Annotated in this window: 16 protein-coding genes and 2 pseudogenes; 10 read left to right on the forward strand and 8 right to left on the reverse strand. The window is 48.0% G+C overall.

Annotation, left to right across the window (positions count from 1 at the left end; translation table 11 throughout):
- The first annotated feature begins 212 nt into the window (after positions 1-212).
- Positions 213-656, forward strand: coding sequence for an NUDIX hydrolase (locus tag AC6ESO_RS09950; RefSeq protein ID WP_497091237.1), 444 nt, complete (start codon positions 213-215; stop codon positions 654-656).
- 29 nt (positions 657-685) lie between these two features.
- Here the strand turns inward: AC6ESO_RS09950 and AC6ESO_RS09955 are convergent, their stop codons facing one another.
- Complete coding sequence (locus AC6ESO_RS09955) at positions 686-1,381, reverse strand: helix-turn-helix domain-containing protein (protein ID WP_497091238.1); 696 nt, start codon at positions 1,379-1,381, stop codon at positions 686-688.
- A 149-nt stretch (positions 1,382-1,530) separates the two neighbouring features.
- On the opposite strand from AC6ESO_RS09955, the gene AC6ESO_RS09960 reads away from it, so the two are divergent.
- The 3 genes from AC6ESO_RS09960 (at position 1,531) to AC6ESO_RS09970 (ending at position 4,067) form a co-directional block, all read left to right on the forward strand.
- A complete protein-coding gene (locus tag AC6ESO_RS09960; RefSeq protein ID WP_497091239.1) occupies positions 1,531-2,070 on the forward strand; it encodes a hypothetical protein in 540 nt (179 codons plus the stop codon).
- 455 nt (positions 2,071-2,525) lie between these two features.
- A complete protein-coding gene (locus tag AC6ESO_RS09965; RefSeq protein ID WP_497091240.1) occupies positions 2,526-3,227 on the forward strand; it encodes a uracil-DNA glycosylase in 702 nt (233 codons plus the stop codon).
- Positions 3,228-3,239: 12 nt separating this feature from the next.
- Positions 3,240-4,067: an SPL family radical SAM protein gene (locus tag AC6ESO_RS09970; RefSeq protein ID WP_497091241.1), complete on the forward strand. Its 828-nt coding sequence runs from the start codon at positions 3,240-3,242 to the stop codon at positions 4,065-4,067.
- Between the two features lie 54 nt (positions 4,068-4,121).
- Here the strand turns inward: AC6ESO_RS09970 and AC6ESO_RS09975 are convergent, their stop codons facing one another.
- From AC6ESO_RS09975 to yicI, 3 genes are all read right to left on the reverse strand, one after another.
- On the reverse strand, positions 4,122-5,126 hold the full coding sequence (locus AC6ESO_RS09975; RefSeq protein ID WP_497091242.1) for an S-layer homology domain-containing protein: 1,005 nt from the start codon (positions 5,124-5,126) through the stop codon (positions 4,122-4,124).
- Positions 5,127-5,220: 94 nt separating this feature from the next.
- A complete protein-coding gene (locus AC6ESO_RS09980; RefSeq protein ID WP_494818811.1) occupies positions 5,221-5,559 on the reverse strand; it encodes a L,D-transpeptidase family protein in 339 nt (112 codons plus the stop codon).
- Between the two features lie 240 nt (positions 5,560-5,799).
- A complete protein-coding gene (yicI, locus tag AC6ESO_RS09985; protein ID WP_497091243.1) occupies positions 5,800-8,127 on the reverse strand; it encodes an alpha-xylosidase in 2,328 nt (775 codons plus the stop codon).
- A gap of 130 nt (positions 8,128-8,257) precedes the next feature.
- On the opposite strand from yicI, the gene AC6ESO_RS09990 reads away from it, so the two are divergent.
- On the forward strand, positions 8,258-8,785 hold the full coding sequence (locus tag AC6ESO_RS09990) for an AraC family ligand binding domain-containing protein (RefSeq protein ID WP_497091244.1): 528 nt from the start codon (positions 8,258-8,260) through the stop codon (positions 8,783-8,785).
- Between the two features lie 21 nt (positions 8,786-8,806).
- Positions 8,807-9,139 (forward strand): helix-turn-helix domain-containing protein, encoded by a 333-nt coding sequence (locus tag AC6ESO_RS09995; RefSeq protein WP_497091245.1) that lies wholly within the window; start codon positions 8,807-8,809, stop codon positions 9,137-9,139.
- Between the two features lie 128 nt (positions 9,140-9,267).
- On the opposite strand, the gene AC6ESO_RS10000 is transcribed toward AC6ESO_RS09995, so the two are convergent.
- From AC6ESO_RS10000 to AC6ESO_RS10015, 4 genes and pseudogenes are all read right to left on the reverse strand, one after another.
- On the reverse strand, positions 9,268-9,444 hold the full coding sequence (locus AC6ESO_RS10000; RefSeq protein WP_497091246.1) for a YjfB family protein: 177 nt from the start codon (positions 9,442-9,444) through the stop codon (positions 9,268-9,270).
- Positions 9,445-9,521: 77 nt separating this feature from the next.
- Complete coding sequence (locus AC6ESO_RS10005) at positions 9,522-9,707, reverse strand: excalibur calcium-binding domain-containing protein (protein ID WP_497091623.1); 186 nt, start codon at positions 9,705-9,707, stop codon at positions 9,522-9,524.
- Positions 9,693-10,001 (reverse strand): annotated as a pseudogene (locus AC6ESO_RS10010) (NucA/NucB deoxyribonuclease domain-containing protein); the annotation flags it as partial. The pseudogene AC6ESO_RS10010 and the gene AC6ESO_RS10005, both read right to left, overlap by 15 nt.
- A gap of 48 nt (positions 10,002-10,049) precedes the next feature.
- Positions 10,050-10,406, reverse strand: a pseudogene (locus tag AC6ESO_RS10015) (copper amine oxidase N-terminal domain-containing protein); the annotation flags it as partial.
- A gap of 395 nt (positions 10,407-10,801) precedes the next feature.
- Between AC6ESO_RS10015 and AC6ESO_RS10020 the strand changes: the two are divergent.
- The 4 genes from AC6ESO_RS10020 (at position 10,802) to AC6ESO_RS10035 (ending at position 16,427) form a co-directional block, all read left to right on the forward strand.
- A complete protein-coding gene (locus tag AC6ESO_RS10020) occupies positions 10,802-11,065 on the forward strand; it encodes a hypothetical protein (RefSeq protein ID WP_497091247.1) in 264 nt (87 codons plus the stop codon).
- Positions 11,066-11,274: 209 nt separating this feature from the next.
- Positions 11,275-11,544, forward strand: a complete 270-nt coding sequence (locus tag AC6ESO_RS10025; RefSeq protein WP_497091248.1) for a hypothetical protein — start codon at positions 11,275-11,277, stop codon at positions 11,542-11,544.
- Between the two features lie 318 nt (positions 11,545-11,862).
- A complete protein-coding gene (locus AC6ESO_RS10030; RefSeq protein ID WP_497091249.1) occupies positions 11,863-13,944 on the forward strand; it encodes a DUF4832 domain-containing protein in 2,082 nt (693 codons plus the stop codon).
- 233 nt (positions 13,945-14,177) lie between these two features.
- Positions 14,178-16,427: a DUF4832 domain-containing protein gene (locus AC6ESO_RS10035; RefSeq protein ID WP_497091250.1), complete on the forward strand. Its 2,250-nt coding sequence runs from the start codon at positions 14,178-14,180 to the stop codon at positions 16,425-16,427.
- The last annotated feature ends 137 nt before the right edge of the window (positions 16,428-16,564 follow it).

Genomic DNA, 16,564 nt, shown 5'->3' on the forward strand with positions numbered 1-16,564 from the left:
TTTTTTTATGGCCAAACGAGGACGCTGACTGAATTTAATCATTGCCATAACCCATCTACTGGAAATATAATTTACTTTAATCAAACATTTTAATCATGCATAACAACAACGAGGTGATTCCACTGCATCTACTACGAACTATTACAGACAGTCACTTTGACGGTGGTGAACCAGCGTTCATAGAGGTAGTGTCCAGGCACGCTTCCAGAGGGGTGCTTGTAAATGACCACCTGCAAGTCGCGATGATGCATATGGCGAAGCTCAACCTTTATAAGCTGCCAGGTGGTGGCGTCGAAGTGGGAGAGGATGTCGAGGATGCGTTTTTGCGCGAAATTAGAGAAGAAACGGGCTGCAACGCCTCAATTATTCATGAGCTCGGTTACATGGATGAACATAAGAATAGAAATCAGTTCTTCCAGCGCTCGTATTGCTACATTGCAAGGATGGTTGACCTTCCGGGAGTGACGTCCCTTACCGAAAATGAGATCAAGCTCGGCATGCAAGTGAAGTGGGTTCATCTTAATCAGGCAATCGCATACATGAACAGCTCCGTCAACGATTACTCCACCCGATTCATGTTACTGAGAGACAGAACCATTCTTGAAGAAGCTGCTAAGTGGCTGAATACGAAAACAAACCTCCTTCGCGGGACCTGAGACATTCAGGTATTCGCAAAGGAGGTTTTTTATTTTGCCGGTTTGATGAGTGCATTACTGTGAATGTCTAGCAGCGAGAAAGCTCTTCCGATCATATCTTTATCTTTCTCGAAGAGATGTGTTGCTTTTTCGAAGATACCGCTTGTCTTGGCCACATGATTTAATTGATGGACCATGAATTCGGAATTGCAGAGGGCAACCACGCGATTGCTATATTTGGTCAGCTCCTGCTGGAAGACGGTTGCCTGCTCCACGATATCAGGTGAATAGACTACGGCTTCGCCATCGGAGGCTTTCATCTCTCGGTGATCGACCAAGATATTCAGCTCATTAGGCCCATACGCCGAACAGATCCCCAATATAACGGAAGATAAATAATCGACGTCATTCTTGCCTGAAAATAACCCTGAAACCGAGAAAGCCAGCAGTTTCTTGTCCGGGTCCAGGTTATATCTGAAGCGCTCTCTGAAAGGTACTTTGAAGTCTTTGGGAACATATGCGGGCGTTATGGAGAAACGCTCCCCAGAGAACATATAGGACATGGTAACTTGCAGTGCGGCGGTAATTTTCTCGATATTGACAAGACTAATATTTCGTTCTCCGCGTTCTACCCCGCTTATGTACGTCCGGTCTAGTCCAGATCGATATGCCAGGTGTTCTTGCGACATCCCACTTCTGGCTCGGAGTTCTTTCACTCTTTGTCCAAACTCCAAACGTATATCCATTGCTGGCAGTTAACCCCCTATTATTTCCCATATGTACATTATGAGAATATAGGCAATGTGACCTAAAGTCAACAGACGGAAGGCAAGAATCTAGCTATTATTTATTGTACCTAGCTGAAATTGATATAAAATAAAAGGAGTCATCCATAGTGAGAAAACGAAATGCGGGCAGGAGTTACTTGAGGTTTTCTATCCTTTTACTTGTCTTCATCGTTGGGATGGTGACATGGCTGTTCTGGGGGAACCAATTGTACATCAAGCTTACCCCGTTGTGGTGCGTGGCGTTGCCGATTCTCTATAACGTCATAGAGAATCGCAAAAAACAGAAATGCGAAGCACTGATTCGTAAAGAATTCAAGGAAACTCCGATTATGTCGGTTGAGGCTTGGGGAGATGCCGGTTATGGGTTCTTATCCGTGACGAAAGAATCGATTTTTTTCGTACCTAGGAAAGGCTCGGTATTTTACTTGCCTCATCATGAAACAAGCGATTATGGCTATGATTTTATTTGTTCAGGTGAACACAACACTGCGACAAATAGCAATGGGGATGAGCGTGCAAGGCAGACGAAATTGCCCGTGTTTTATGTGGAATTTACAGATCACAGATTTTACTTCCAATCGCCTAAAAACAAACAATTTTTTCATGAAGTGGAATTGGTGACTCGAGCGTCTGCCCGACATTTTTAATTCGCGACTGAATAATATGATCCGATTCGGTGCATTATAGTTATTGACGGTGTGAAGAGAGGTGTGGTTCCGTTGGACCTTATGGTGCTAGGGCTACTGGAGGAATTTATTTAATCACTTCACGATATGGAAGCGAGGGGTTGTGTCGCAGAGCAGATCTGAACACACGCGCTGATAGCGATCCGTTTAAAACCGGAACGTGATAAGCGGTGCCCAAGTTTTTCAAAGAAGTTTAGTGTGAGAATGGAAGAATTCAACGATCGATCACCGTCGAGAAGGAGCCTGCAAAGGCTCCTTTTTCTAATCCGAACGGATGCAGAATTTTTTGTAATCGACCTTGTAGTATGCTAAAATTAACGTATTGATTTCAAAACAGACAACCTCCTTTGCACCACTTCTGACTGAACTCAGAATGACGGCAGAGGAGTTTTTTATTTCAACCTATGGGGGACAACATGACACTGGTACTTAGAAATGACTGGGCTGAAGTGCTGAGCGGGGAACTGGAGAAGTCCTATTTTCGCGAGCTAAATAAGCAATTATCGCAGCAATATGAGACGGAACTGGTTTACCCGGATCAAACGGCAATATTGAATGCACTCCATTACACCTCGTATCAGGATACGCGAGTAGTCATTATTGGGCAGGACCCTTACCATGGGCCTGGGCAAGCACACGGGCTAAGCTTCTCCGTTTTGCCTGGCGTGAAGACGCCGCCATCCTTGAAAAATATTTATAAAGAATTGCAAACGGATCTTGGACTCCCTATTCCCGATCACGGATATCTGGAAGCTTGGGCTAAGCAAGGCGTCCTGCTGCTTAACAATGTGTTAACGGTACAAGCAGGATTGCCGGCATCCCATCAAGGCATGGGGTGGGAGCGCTTCACGGATGCTGTAATCGCAGCGTTAAACGAGCGGGAGCAGCCGGTCGTATTTATTCTGTGGGGGAAGCATGCGCAGGAGAAAGCGGTATCGATCAATCAAGATCGGCATTTTATCATCTCCTCAGCGCATCCCAGCCCGTTTGCAGCGCGCCGGGGCTTCTTCGGTAGCCGTCCCTTCTCGCGTGTAAATCAGTATTTGCGAGAGCTGGGCTTAAGTGAAATTGAATGGCGGATCCCAATGCTCGCGGAACTGCAGGGAGCGGTAAACTAAAGGAGGAGCAGTATGACTGCATCTGAGCCTTCCAAGAAGAAACAGGCGGCTGTTCGCTTCCTCAATCCGGCCTCCGGATATCTGACAGGATATGCGTATACGCTCAATCCGTATGTAGGCTGTTCGTTCGGTTGCTCTTATTGTTATGTACGGCGTATGCCTATTGCGATGTTTCGCAGTGAGCCTTGGGGGGAATGGGTGGAGCCGAAACGGTTTGAAACGGAGGCATTTCGCAAGGAATGGCGCAAAGCGCTAGCCAAAGGAGAAGTCACCGTATTTATGTCGTCAGCCACCGATCCCTACCAGCAGGCTGAATATAAGGAAGGTGTGACGAGGCAGCTGCTCGAAATTATGGCCCAAGAGCCGCCGCAGTTTCTACTCGTTCAGACCCGAAGCCCGCTGGTGCTAAGGGATGTGGAATTGTTTAAAATGCTCGGCGATCGAGTTAGAATAAGTGTGACGCTCGAGACGGATTTGGAACCCATTCGTAAGAAGCTGACTCCGGATGCTCCCCCTCTGGCTGCAAGGCTGCGGGCGATTCGAGAGCTGCGGGAAGCGGGTATTGCTGTTCAGGCAGCCGTATCGCCACTGCTTCCGTGCAGTGACTGGTTTGCCGGAATCATCGCATCCCATGTGGAAAGAGTCGTTGTCGATGATTTCTTCCGCGGCGACGGCAGCGGGGGCAAACGTACGGCGCAGCTCAAGATCGCTGATCGCTATCAGGAGCTTGGGCATGAAGCATTATATACGCCGCAGACTGCGGATCGCTTCTTACAGCAGCTAAGCGAATTGATGCCTCAGGGAACGGTATATTTTGGCCAACAAGGATTTCTTCCCTAACACAAAAACCCTCAAAGCAATGTTGCTTTGAGGGTTTTCTGTATTCACAATAGGTTAGTGGCCAACTGCGACATCGGGTGCCGGGGAACTGGAAGACGTGCCGTTTCCGCCAATAATGCCGGTTGACCCGCCAGCCGATGCCCCTGTATCACCGAGAACCGGTTTGAAGCCGGAAGCGATATAGGTGACCGCTTTTACATTGGTAATGACCTGAGCGTAAAATTTGTCTTTATCGGGATAGATCGGTTCGACATGGATGATCGCTTGATCGCCCTCGAACGAAATGGAGGCAATACGAAGTCCGTAGCCGGGATTTGGCGCTTGCGCAGAAACCGTGACTTCGGTAATTTCATTGTTAACCGCCTTCGAGGAAAGCTGCAAATCGTAGAGCGGGAAAGGGATTGGCTCCTCAACCGGCGGTATAGTCGGTGTATCCGTCACAAATTGCATGACGCCTCGTAACCAACCAGCTGCATCGCTGCGCGTAATAGCTGTCTTAGGCAGGAATTTCTGCCCATTGTCCGGCTGAGCGATTCGGAGAATGAGGAGCTTCTGAATACTGTCCATATAGGCTTTGTTGACATCTGCTTCATCCTTCAAGACAACGTAAAGGTCAATGAAGGCAAAGTCGCCTTTATGAAGGAGCCCCTGGACCAGATGGTAAGCAAATTGCTCCCTTGTCATCAGTGCGGAAGGATCGGTGTCTCGAGGAATATCAAGACCATTCAAGGAAGCGATGATAAAAGAATTCGCATACCAAGCGTCATCTTTCATCTTCGGAAAACTATCCGTTACTTTCGGCTCCTTAATAAAGCGGATGTTGTCAATGTTCAGCCCAAGTCCTTTCACGATCATCGAAATGCCTGCAGCGTAAGTGAGCTTGCCCTTCGGCTGAAACAGATCACCTTTACCGCTTCCGGATAGAATCCCCATCTTCTGAAGTTCTGCGATTGTCGCTTCGTTAGGGTCGTTCTTTATATCCGAGAATGCCCAAACCGATTGGGATGCCGATAGAAAAAGCAGCAGCATCATCGAAAACAGTACAAACCGTTTCAACATAATTGCATTCACCTCATAAATAATGGATTGTCTTGTTTATGTAGACGCACCTTCTCTGGATAAAGTTGCAAAAGAAGGCGCACATCTTGCGGAATTACGGCCGAATCGTAACCCGGGTATTAATCGGGACAAGGTCGGATAGAGCAAGGACATCATTATTAAACATGCGGATACAGCCATGAGAGACTTCTCTTCCGATAGAGCCGGGGTCATTGGTGCCATGAATGCCGTAATGCGGCTTAGATAACCCCATCCAGAGCACGCCGAAAGGACCACCAGGATTCTCCTGTTTATTGATAATGGTGTATTCCCCGGTCGGAGTGCGAGTGAGCATTTTGCCAATGCCAACGGGGAACCCGCGAACGACGATATTATCGTCGAGCAGGTAGAGATGTCGATCGGATAAATCCACAATAATTCTGTAATTAGGCATGCTTGAATCACTCCTCTTCGTCAGCATATGAGACGACAGAAGCGAATGAGTCGTATGGGAGAGAATTGTGCCGATACCATGTCTAAAGCCTTCATAAACCATCGCCGGAAAATCGGTGGAGACGGTTTTACGAATGAATAGGCCAACCAGAATATACTGGTTGGCCTATTTTTGTAAGCTAATTATGCTGGCGGTAGCCGAGAATGAACTTTTGAATCAGCCATATTGGCTAGTCGGTGATTACGCCAGTTCAATAAGTAGTTTAGCAGCTCCGGATAATGGGATGATCCGTGTACCTTCTGAACCGGCATCGGTTTGTCCGCCTTGAACGGAAGCTACAGCATGTTCGCCGTGGAGGAGGACGCTCCAGCCTTCGGACTTGCCTTCTGTATCGATCGTGATCGTGGAACCGCTGCGGCTTGCTGTAGCCGTAAATGCGGTTTCGCCGGTCAAGGTAGTGACTACAGAAGTAGCAGTTGCGCCATCTTGAAGCGCGTAGAGCGAAAGTTTAACGCCTGCCGCGTAATCGTAATCCGGACGATTGTCTTCGGCGCCTACTGCGATCAGCGAGTTCTCGCGGATAAACAGCGGCATACTGAAGTAATCGTAAGATTCTGTGCGCCAAACGCCGCCTTCCACTTGCTCACCACTCAAGTAATGCGTCCACGTGCCTTTCGGCAAGTAGTACGTGGATTCACCGTCCGCATTGAAGATCGGAGCGACAAGAATGGAGTCACCCAGCATATATTGACGGTCAATGTAGTCGCAGGTTGGATCGTCGCCAAACTCCAGCACCATCGCGCGCATAACCGGCAAACCGATTTTCACCGATTGCACGGATTGGCCAAACAGATACGGCATCAAGCGCAGCTTAAGCTTCGTATAGTGGCGAAGGACATCGACTGCTTCTTCGTCATACAGCCAAGGTACGCGGTACGACGTGCTGCCGTGCAGACGGCTGTGGCTGGAGAGCAAACCGAACGCTACCCAACGCTTGTATAGATCCGGTGGGGAGCTTTGCTCGAAACCGCCGATATCATGGCTCCAGAAGCTGAAGCCGGACAAGCCGAGCGACAGGCCGCCGCGCAGACTTTCTGCCATCGATTCATAGGTCGCTTCGCAGTCGCCGCCCCAGTGTACCGGGAATTGCTGACCGCCGGCTGTTGCGGAGCGGGCGAATAGTGCGGCTTCACCTTTACCGCGTTTCTCTTCCAGCAGCTCGAAGACCACTTTATTGTACAGCTGTGTGTAGTAGTTATGCATTTGCTGCGGATCGGAACCGTCGAAGTAGACGACATCCGTAGGGATCCGCTCGCCGAAATCGGTTTTGAAGCTGTCCACGCCCATATCGAGAAGTACAGCCAGCTTGCTCTTGAACCAGTCGCAAGCGGCAGGGTTTGTGAAATCGACTATACCCATACCATATTGCCACATATCCGTTTGCCATACACTGCCATCAGGACGTTTCAATAGGTAGCCAAGCTCGGCTGCTTCATCGAATAAAGGAGAGCGCTGAGCGATGTAGCTGTTAATCCAGACGCAGATATGAAGTCCTTTCGCTTTCAGGCGCTCCAGCATGCCCTTCGGATCCGGAAATACCCGCTCGTCCCACTCGAAGTTACACCATTCGTACTCTTTCATCCAGAAACAGTCGAAGTGGAAGACAGCAAGGGGAAGATCGCGTTCAGCCATACCGTCGACAAAGCTTGTAACCGTTGCTTCATCATAATTCGTAGTGAACGATGTAGTGAGCCATAAGCCAAACGACCAAGCTGGCGGAAGTGCTGGCTTACCAGTCAGCGAAGTATAGTTCGACAGCACGTCCTTGAGCGTATCGCCGCCAACAACATAATATTCGAGCGACTCGCCAGCTACGCTGAATTGAGCCTTGGATACTTTCTCCGAAGCGACTTCATAGGAAACAAGCTCGGGATGGTTTACGAAAACCCCATAGCCGCGGTTCGTCACATAGAACGGGATATTTTTGTACGATTGCTCGGTCGCCGTGCCGCCATCTTGATTCCAGATGTCGACGACTTGGCCATTCTTCACGAATGGAGTGAACCGTTCGCCGAGACCGTATACCGTTTCACCGATGCCAAGGTCAAGCTGCTCGCGGAAATGGTGGTTACCGTTATTTGCTTTGACAAAGCCGGTTGAACGGAAGCCGCTGCGAGTAAGCTTCTTCCCTTTGAAGGTATAGGTAATGGTGAGCGGATGTGCTTTCGTAATGGTTACTGCGGCGTCCCCGCTCTTAAGTGTGACAGCATCTGCTGAATCTTCAATCTCTACAGGCGCTTGGCTGGCTTCGAGCAGTGGGAACGAAGAAGGGCCAAGGCGTCGAGCTCCTTTATGATGATAAAACTTCGCGCGGATAATATCCTTTATCGGCGAAGAAAATTCCATTGTCATTAGTGGCGCGTTCAACGTATTGCCACGATGCTCCAAATGGCTGTGTGTCGCGTATACGGTGATGCTATTGCTTGAAACCTCAACATTATGGACTTCATAAGGGGTAAGGACTTGGTAGCCTTCGCGCGTCATCCAATAACCATCGCTGAATTTCATGTTTGCAAACCATCCTCTCGATTTCACGTCAAATTGTTACAACATACTAACAGTATACTGATTGAAAAATATATTATCTTGCATTATTATGCTATATATTAATACGATACTGATATTAGAGGTGGAATCGATGGATATCCATCATTTGCGTGAGAATAGAAGGCACGGCAGCCCGGGACTTCCGGTCGGCATCTATCGGATGGAGCAAGAAGCAGGTGAGCCGATACTCGATAATCATTGGCATGAGGAAGCAGAATTTCTGATCGTGGAGAGCGGGGAAGCGGTGTTCCAAATCGGTTTGTCGACTTACAACGTTCGGGCAGGCGAGGTGCTGTTCATCCCGGGCGGAGAGCTGCACGGCGGTTATTCACCATCCGGAGGGGCTTGCTCATATTCGGCTTTAGTCTTTGATTTGGATTGGCTGATGAGCCAAGGGGACAGCATGACGATTCAATATATAGAGCCGATCAAACGCGGTCGGCTGGTGCCTGAACCACATGCAGTCGCGGAATCGGAGTTGGCTTCTGCGTTGTGCCAAGGAATGGCTCCGTTGCTTGAATTGGAGAAATCGGAAGCGCCGGTCAAAGCATTCCGGTTAAAGGCCGGACTCTATCAGCTGCTTGCGGAATACGTATCCCGCGAAGCATTCGTACGGTGAGAGCCTCGGTCGTCTCTCGATATGCATACACAAGAGCGGCTAAAGGCGGTGCTGACTTACATCGATGCTCACTATGCGCGTAAGCTGACCATTAAGGAATTGGCCGCAGAAGCGGGCATGAGCGAGGGACATTTCACGCGGGTATTCAAGTCGTTCATGCGCAAAACCCCTGTCGAGTACATCAACTTGCTGCGGATTCGGATTGCAGCAGCGATGCTTGCGGATAGTACTATTTCAGTTGGAGAAGCGGCACTAGAATCAGGCTTCGACAATTTTAGTTATTTTAGCAAAATGTTTCGCTCGGTATACCAGTGCACGCCGTCCGATTATCGTCAACGGGCTGGGGTTGATTGAGTTTGGGATATGGCAGGAAATTGTCATGCGAAGTTAGTGAAGAATGAGGAGGAGGCAAGGGTTTGAATTTTGAATAACTCCGAAATAAGAGAAAGGAGAAAGAATGATCTTTCTCCTCCTACAAACAATTATCCTCTTATGTCTAGATTTCCACCTAAGTTTGGTTGCGCGCTTCGTTCCATCATTTGAATCATTTGTTGGGATTGTTCCGTGGTTTGATCTTTGGCTAATTTTAGAACGCTGATGCCAACAGCCTGAGATAAATTGATTTGGGCTAAGGACGTAGATAAAGCTGCGATATCCATGGGCTCCTCCTTACTAGGTGGTCTTCTAACACTTTATTTATCGGGATATACGATTACATTCGTTAATTTGAAAATCGCTAGGACACTTCGCAAGCAACGCCATCTTTATCTCGATCCAGCTTAAAGCTGTAGCCCGGGTCACCGGTATGAAGGGGAGCTTTCCCCGCGGCCTTGACCTCTGAGCAATTTGCATAAGTAACGGTTGAAGTATTTTCCCCTGGATTAGGGTCAGTAGCAGTAGTCCCGGATAAGACAAATACCACTTTTGTTCCGTTCGGATAATCCTCTAATTGATTGCCAACCCATGAACCGGATCCGCGATTATCAGATGAAGGAACATATTCCACATCAGCTCCGGCCCCGCCTTCTGCGCACATGGCCATTGGCCATTCATCCCGATCATAGCCCTCCTTCGTCGGAATACCCTGAAGCGACTCTTCACGATTATGATCTGCGCCATCACGGTCGATTGTACATACCGTGGATTCACCATTCTTGATGGCTGCCGCAATGTGTGCCGCTGTTAGCGGATAGCGATCCACAGGAAATTGTAACGTGACGTTCTTAACAGTTGTCGTTACTTTGCCGCTTGCTATCATTACTGTTCTAGTCGTCTGATCCCAGCGCACTTCTGCGCCTAAAGCATCTGCGACAAAGCGAAGAGGAACAAGCGTCCGACCATGAATGACTTGGGATTTTTGCTGCAATTTAATTTGTTTCCCATCAATACTAGCGTTGCTTTCGCCAATAACCAGGATGATTTGTGTATTTCCTTTAACAGCATGAATGGTCTTCCCTTGCACGTGAAGGGTTGCATCCAGTGCTTCAAAGATTCCTCGAAGTGGCACCATGACGCTGTTGCTAATCATTTCAGGTGGCTGATCGTAGGATTGAGCCACACCGTTGATCTTAACTGTGATTTTACTTGCCGCCGTAGCGATTGAGAATGAACTAAACATCATGACAAAGACAAGTGCGACGATGAGCTTCTTCAAGTGAATCCCCCTAGTATGTGATTCGATAATTCTACTATGGATGCTTGATTAGACTCTACGGGATTAATTGGAAAAAGTAATGAAGAATTACACCACAATCCACTAATTTGTTATTAAATGTAATTTTTTCGTGAGGGACTGACAAGATATTCAGGAGTAATAATTGATATGAAAATTTGTATTCCAATATCTCATCAAAAATTGCATAAATTAGGGAATGCATTGATTGCCTCGCATTATTAAGCGTTGAGCACCACCGGACGTGGCACTAAGTAGCATAGAACGACAATTACGAGCGTAGTTTAGAGATGAAAGCATGACGAGTTAGGATCACGCTTCTATAGAGAGGAGCATGTCTGTAAATGACTACGCTAACCATGATTAAGACCTTGGCTTTGTTGATCGGTATCATGAACGACACTCCCACTGAAGTTTCCGAATATACAATCATTGAATGCCCTCATGAGCATTGTTACGATGCAATAAACGGTGCAGGAGATCATTGTTTGTTTAACGAAACTAATTTTATGCAAGAAACACCCTTATATGAAGGCGACAAAGTGTATGGTATTTTTCTTAAAAATGAAGAACGCAGATTGGTTCGAGTAATCAAAGTGGAACAGTAATAGGCAATAGAGTGAGGACGGCTTCGAGTTGGCTGCATGACAGGTACTGTTTCGACAAAGTCCCAATTTATATCGCTGCCAAAGCGTCGTATATGCGAATGGCTCGTCATTTATTCCAACAAAAGGACAACAAGGAGCGACATTTTCATCGCCTAATAAATGGTAATATGGGTACAGATGCGCAAACCATATGAATGGAGCGAGTTCAGATGACCCAAGAGACTCAGCAGCAAATTCATGATTTCGTTAAACTAGTCCAAAGTTTTTCCGAAATGACCAACTTGATTAGCTTGGAATGGTCGAATTTGAATGATGCAACTTGGGTAGCCGTTAATGTGCGCGAGTACCCTTTCCAGTATTCGATCGATGTCATGAAATTTAAAATCAGCGAATGGGCTGAAGCGCTCTCCAATCAAGCTGAATCAAGAGCAATAGTAATGGAGAATTGGCTGTATCCGGCAAAGGTAGAAGCAGGCTAATAGGAACATCAAGGCCAAACATCATCGCTACATATAAAAATAAATTAGACGTTCTCGCAGCGTCTGAAAAAAGGGATCCTCCGTATTGACGGGGGATCCCTTTCCATGTTTAGCCTGGTTTGCGATACCTTGTATAAATAGGTTTCATAGCAGTCACCACAAATGCTCGTCCTCGTATACTGATAGAGACGCTGAATCTACTTTAGGGAGGGAATAGATGAAGAATTGAAGGTTTAGGTTTACTCCTCTGTTCGGCAGCGTTGCTCGCGTTAATCCGGAGCGGAGGGAGAACAAGTTTTATAGGAGGCGAATGAGGCAGTGGGAACCATTACGGTTAAATTGACTGAAACGCCGGAAGCATTCAATAATCCGATCATGGGCTTTAGACCATCGCGAGGCGTAAACGATTCTACTTTTCCAAATCGGGAATATGCAGATATATATAAACACTATATCAAGTACACTGATCTGGAAGTGAATGCAACGGACTCCGTCCAGAAGATCAAAGATTGGAGCAATAAGGCTTGGACGGGCATTGAAAAGAAAAATATTAAAGTTGTACCTCGGGTCGTCATTGTATATCCAAATGTTGGGGAATATTGGCCGAATGGGATTACGCATGGCGATCCCGTCAATCAGTGGCTGACAGATATCTTGAAAACCCGGCTTATGGCGTTTATCGGAAAGCTTGGGCAAGCATGGGACAATGATCCTCGCGTTGCTTTTGTGGAGCTTGGCTTGTATGGCAAATGGGGTGAGCATCACATTTATCCGAATAAGTTTCCTGACGGGACACACATTATCCCGCCCAGTTTCCAAAAGGCTCTGGGTGATGCGTCTACAGCAGCATTCCACAACAAAAAAATGCTTGTGCGCTATATAGATACGTTCACGGCTTATAATTTCGGCATTTATTGGGATTCCTTTGCCCTGCCGGATGATGCTAGCACCGGGAATGGGGAAATAAAACGGAATAATTGGCGGACTCAGATTAACAGCGGTGAAGTCGCTTATAACTGGGGCGACCAGTCTAATCTAGGCGGCAGTCCGAATGGAACGCTGAGCAGTCCTTCTCATACGAACTATGTCATTGACTGGATCATGAATACGCATACCTCGAGCTTAGGGTGGATTTCGGACTATACAGCAAGCAATCCAGCCGTAGAAGTCGGGGCGACGGCTATGCAGAAGGTGCTCGGCTATCGCTTCGTGTTGAATCAGGTCATGTTTTCGGCCAATGTGACGCCGGGCGGGACGATGAACGTGTCGTTCCAGGTTATCAATAAAGGCTCTTCGCCATTCTATTACAACTGGCCGGTGGAGGCGAGTCTGCTGAAAAGTGACGGAACAGTAGCGTGGAAGGGCGTGTTCCAAGGCGATATTCGCACTTGGCTGCCCGGTTCGGACTGGAATAGTGCGGCTCGTGCTTACAATAAATCTCCGGCTGTCAGCACCATGAGCGGAGCATTTAAGATTCCGGCAACGCTAGCGAATGGAACCTATACACTTACGCTGTCCATCCTAGATCCGGCCGGCTGGATGCCAGGCGCACGATTCGCGAATACCAACTATTACGCCGGAGGCAGAACGCCGATCGGTAAGGTAGGCGTAGGCATGGATCCAGCCAATCAAACGCTCGGTTCGTTTGCAAGCTTGAAATCGGATACGACGCTTGGCTATAGTCTGCAAAGCGTTGCGTACAACGGATCGACCAGCGTCGGAAGCGCAGACTTTCAAGCGCCGACAGCTCCGGCGCAGTTAAAAACGACAGCTAAAACGACAAGCAGCATCAGCCTCAGTTGGTCAGCTTCAACGGATGATGTCGGCGTAACTGGTTACGAATTGTATCGGAATGGCAGCTCTGTCGGCACCTTTACAAGCACTTCCTACACCGATACCGGACTTAAAGCATCGACGAGCTATACCTATTTGGTAAGAGCGAAAGATGCGGCAGGTAATGTTTCGGGGAATAGCAACGCTATTAGCGTAACGACGAACACAGCGACTTCAGTTACGATTGAAGCAGAGTCCTCAGTCAATACACTTGCTGGCGGAGCTATCGTAGGATCGTGCAGCGCCTGCTCAGGAGGTTCAAAGGTCGGTTATGTCGGCAACAACAGCGGTACGCTTCAGTTCAACCGAATTAATGTATCAACCGCTGGAACCTACACGTTGGTCATCTCCTACGTGAATGGCGATACGACAGCAAGAGCGGCTCGAATGAGTGTAAACGGTGGTGCAACAGCAAACTTAAGTTTCCCATCTACAGGCAGCTGGTCTACAGTCGGCACTTATCAAGCTACCGTTCAACTTAAAGCAGGAGACAATACGATCCAATTTTCAAACCCTAGCGGATGGGCGCCAGACTTCGACCGAATCCAGTTTGTTCAAAAAGCGTAACATGGAAAGGGATCCCCGTTAATTCGGAGGATCCCTTTTTGTCTACTATTCAGACCATGACGATGAGCCTGTGACCTCTACCCTGTCAAGGAGAAGACTAGGTCTTAATTTCCATTCAGTAATTCCGGTTAAGCAGAGCCGCTGCGAGCATGATAACAATCGAAGGGAATTGACAGGGTTGATCTAACTCGATGTCGACGCCCGCCCGCTCTGATTAAGAGGAGGATTTCGATATGCGTAAGACGTTGGCTTTAACTGCGGCGCTGTTATCTGTTTTATTGGCTTTATCCGGTTGTAGGATAGATAACGACGACTCGGACATAAATATTCACTCGCAAGGTGTAACGCCTTACGACAAAACAAATCGAATTGCGCCAACCGAGTCAACGGAACCGAAAGTGAAGCTGTTTGCGCAAAACACCTTCAAATTGACTGAAACGCCGGAAGCATTCAATAATCCGATCATGGGCTTTAGACCATCGCGCGGCATAAACGATACTACTTTCCCAACTCGGGAGTATGCAGATATTTATAAACACTATATCAAGTACACCGATTTGGAAGTGAATGCAACAGATACCATTCAGAAGATCAAAGATTGGAGCAATAAGGCTTGGGCGGGCATTGAAAAGAAAAATATTAAGGTTGTTCCGCGAGTCGTCATTGTTTATCCAAATGTCGGGGAGTATTGGCCGAATGGAATCACACATGGCGATCCCGTTAATCAGTGGTTGTCAGAACCTTTGAAAGCCCGGCTCGTGAGTTTTATCGGGAAGCTTGGTCAAGCTTGGGACAATGATCCTCGCGTTGCTTTTGTGGAGCTTGGCTTGTATGGGAACTGGGGCGAGCACCATATATATCCTTTGTGGTACAGCGACCGCACAAATCAAATCCCGCTTAGTTTTCAAACGGCAATGGGTAACGCGTATATGTCAGCTTTCCATAACAAGAAATTACTCGTTCGCTACCCGGCGACGTTTCAGGCTTTCAATTTCGGTGTTTTTTGGGATTCCTTTGCTGTGCCGGATGATGCCAGCAGCGGGAATGGGGAAATTTCGCGGAATAATTGGCGAACTCAGATTAACAGCGGTGAAGTAGCCTATAATTGGGGCAATCAGTTTAAGCTAGGCGGCAGTCCCAATGGCACGCTGGGCAGTACCGCTAATACGAACTATGTCATTGACTGGATCATGAACACGCATACCTCGAGCTTAGGGTGGATTTCGGACTATACGGCAAGCAATCCCGCCGTAGCAGTCGGGGCAACCGCCATGCAGAAGGTGCTTGGCTATCGCTTCGTGTTGAATCAGGCGACGTTTACAGGAAATGTGACGCCAGGAGGGACGATGACCGTGTCGTTCCAGGTTACCAACAAAGGCTCCTCGCCATTCTATTACAACTGGCCGGTGGAGGCGAATTTGCTGAAGAGTGACGGGACCGTTGCGTGGAAGGGCGTATTCCAAGGCGATATTCGAACCTGGCTGCCCGGTTCAAACTGGAATATCGCGACTCGTGCCTACGATCAACCGCCAACTGTCAACACCGTGAACGGTGCATTTAAGATTCCGATAACGCTGCCGAATGGAACCTATACGTTGGCGCTGTCCATTCTGGATCCGGCCGGCTGGAAGCCAAGCGTACGATTTGCTAATACCAACTATTACACCGGAGGCAGAACGCCAATAGGTAAGGTTGGCATCGGTATGGATCCCGCAAATCAAACGCTCGGACCGTTCGCAAGCTTGAAATCGGATACGACGCTTGGCTATAGCCTGCAAAGCGGTGCATACGACGGATCAACTGGCAGCTCAGACATACAAGCACCGACAGGTCCAACTAACCTAACATCAACAGGTAAAACGGCAAGCAGCATCAGCTTCAGTTGGTCAGCTTCGTCGGATAATGTCGGCGTATCGGGTTACGAGATCTATCGGAATGGCAGTTATGCCGGCACTGCAACAAGCACTTCCTACACCGATACCGGACTTAAAGCATCGACGAGCTATAGTTATTTGGTAAGAGCGAAAGATGCGACAGGTAATGTTTCGGGTAACAGCAACACCATTAGCGTAACCACGAATACAGCTAATACTTCAGTTACGGTTGAAGCGGAGACTTCAGCCAATACGCTTGAAGGCGGCGCTATCGTAGTGTCGTGCAGCTCCTGCTCAGGCGGTTCAAAAGTCGGTTACGTTGGCAACAACAGCGGTACGTTGCAGTTTAACCGAATTAACGTGGCAACTGCAGGGACCTATTCGTTGGTCATTTCATACATCAACGGCGATACGGCAGCAAGAACGGCTCGAATGAGTGTAAACGGTGCAACAACTAATTTAAGCTTCCCAGCTACAGGGAGTTGGACCACGCTCGGCACTTTACAAGCTACTGTTCAACTGAAAGCAGGATACAATACGATTAAGTTCTCCAACCCTAGCGGTTGGGCTCCAGACTTCGACCGAATCCAGATCGTTCGAAGAGGGTGAAAATGAAAGGGATCCCCGATTAATACGGAGGATCCCTTTTTGTCGGACTTCTTATTAAAAATGGAATATAGCTATGACAAAATGCTAAGCGGATGGGCATTTTGACATTGATGCCATCGAAAGAGCCAACTTAGAAG

This window comes from Paenibacillus rhizoryzae (assembly GCF_059686995.1).

Coding starts and splice junctions, on each gene's coding strand:
- yicI (WP_497091243.1), bottom strand. CDS start 8,127: ATGAAATTCAGCGATGGTTATTGGATGACGCGCGAAGGCTACCAAGTC.
- AC6ESO_RS09990 (WP_497091244.1), top strand. CDS start 8,258: ATGGATATCCATCATTTGCGTGAGAATAGAAGGCACGGCAGCCCGGGA.
- AC6ESO_RS10035 (WP_497091250.1), top strand. CDS start 14,178: ATGCGTAAGACGTTGGCTTTAACTGCGGCGCTGTTATCTGTTTTATTG.
- AC6ESO_RS09965 (WP_497091240.1), top strand. CDS start 2,526: ATGACACTGGTACTTAGAAATGACTGGGCTGAAGTGCTGAGCGGGGAA.
- AC6ESO_RS09975 (WP_497091242.1), bottom strand. CDS start 5,126: ATGTTGAAACGGTTTGTACTGTTTTCGATGATGCTGCTGCTTTTTCTA.
- AC6ESO_RS09995 (WP_497091245.1), top strand. CDS start 8,807: ATGCATACACAAGAGCGGCTAAAGGCGGTGCTGACTTACATCGATGCT.
- AC6ESO_RS10020 (WP_497091247.1), top strand. CDS start 10,802: ATGACTACGCTAACCATGATTAAGACCTTGGCTTTGTTGATCGGTATC.
- AC6ESO_RS09970 (WP_497091241.1), top strand. CDS start 3,240: ATGACTGCATCTGAGCCTTCCAAGAAGAAACAGGCGGCTGTTCGCTTC.
- AC6ESO_RS09955 (WP_497091238.1), bottom strand. CDS start 1,381: ATGGATATACGTTTGGAGTTTGGACAAAGAGTGAAAGAACTCCGAGCC.
- AC6ESO_RS10025 (WP_497091248.1), top strand. CDS start 11,275: ATGACCCAAGAGACTCAGCAGCAAATTCATGATTTCGTTAAACTAGTC.
- AC6ESO_RS10000 (WP_497091246.1), bottom strand. CDS start 9,444: ATGGATATCGCAGCTTTATCTACGTCCTTAGCCCAAATCAATTTATCT.
- AC6ESO_RS09980 (WP_494818811.1), bottom strand. CDS start 5,559: ATGCCTAATTACAGAATTATTGTGGATTTATCCGATCGACATCTCTAC.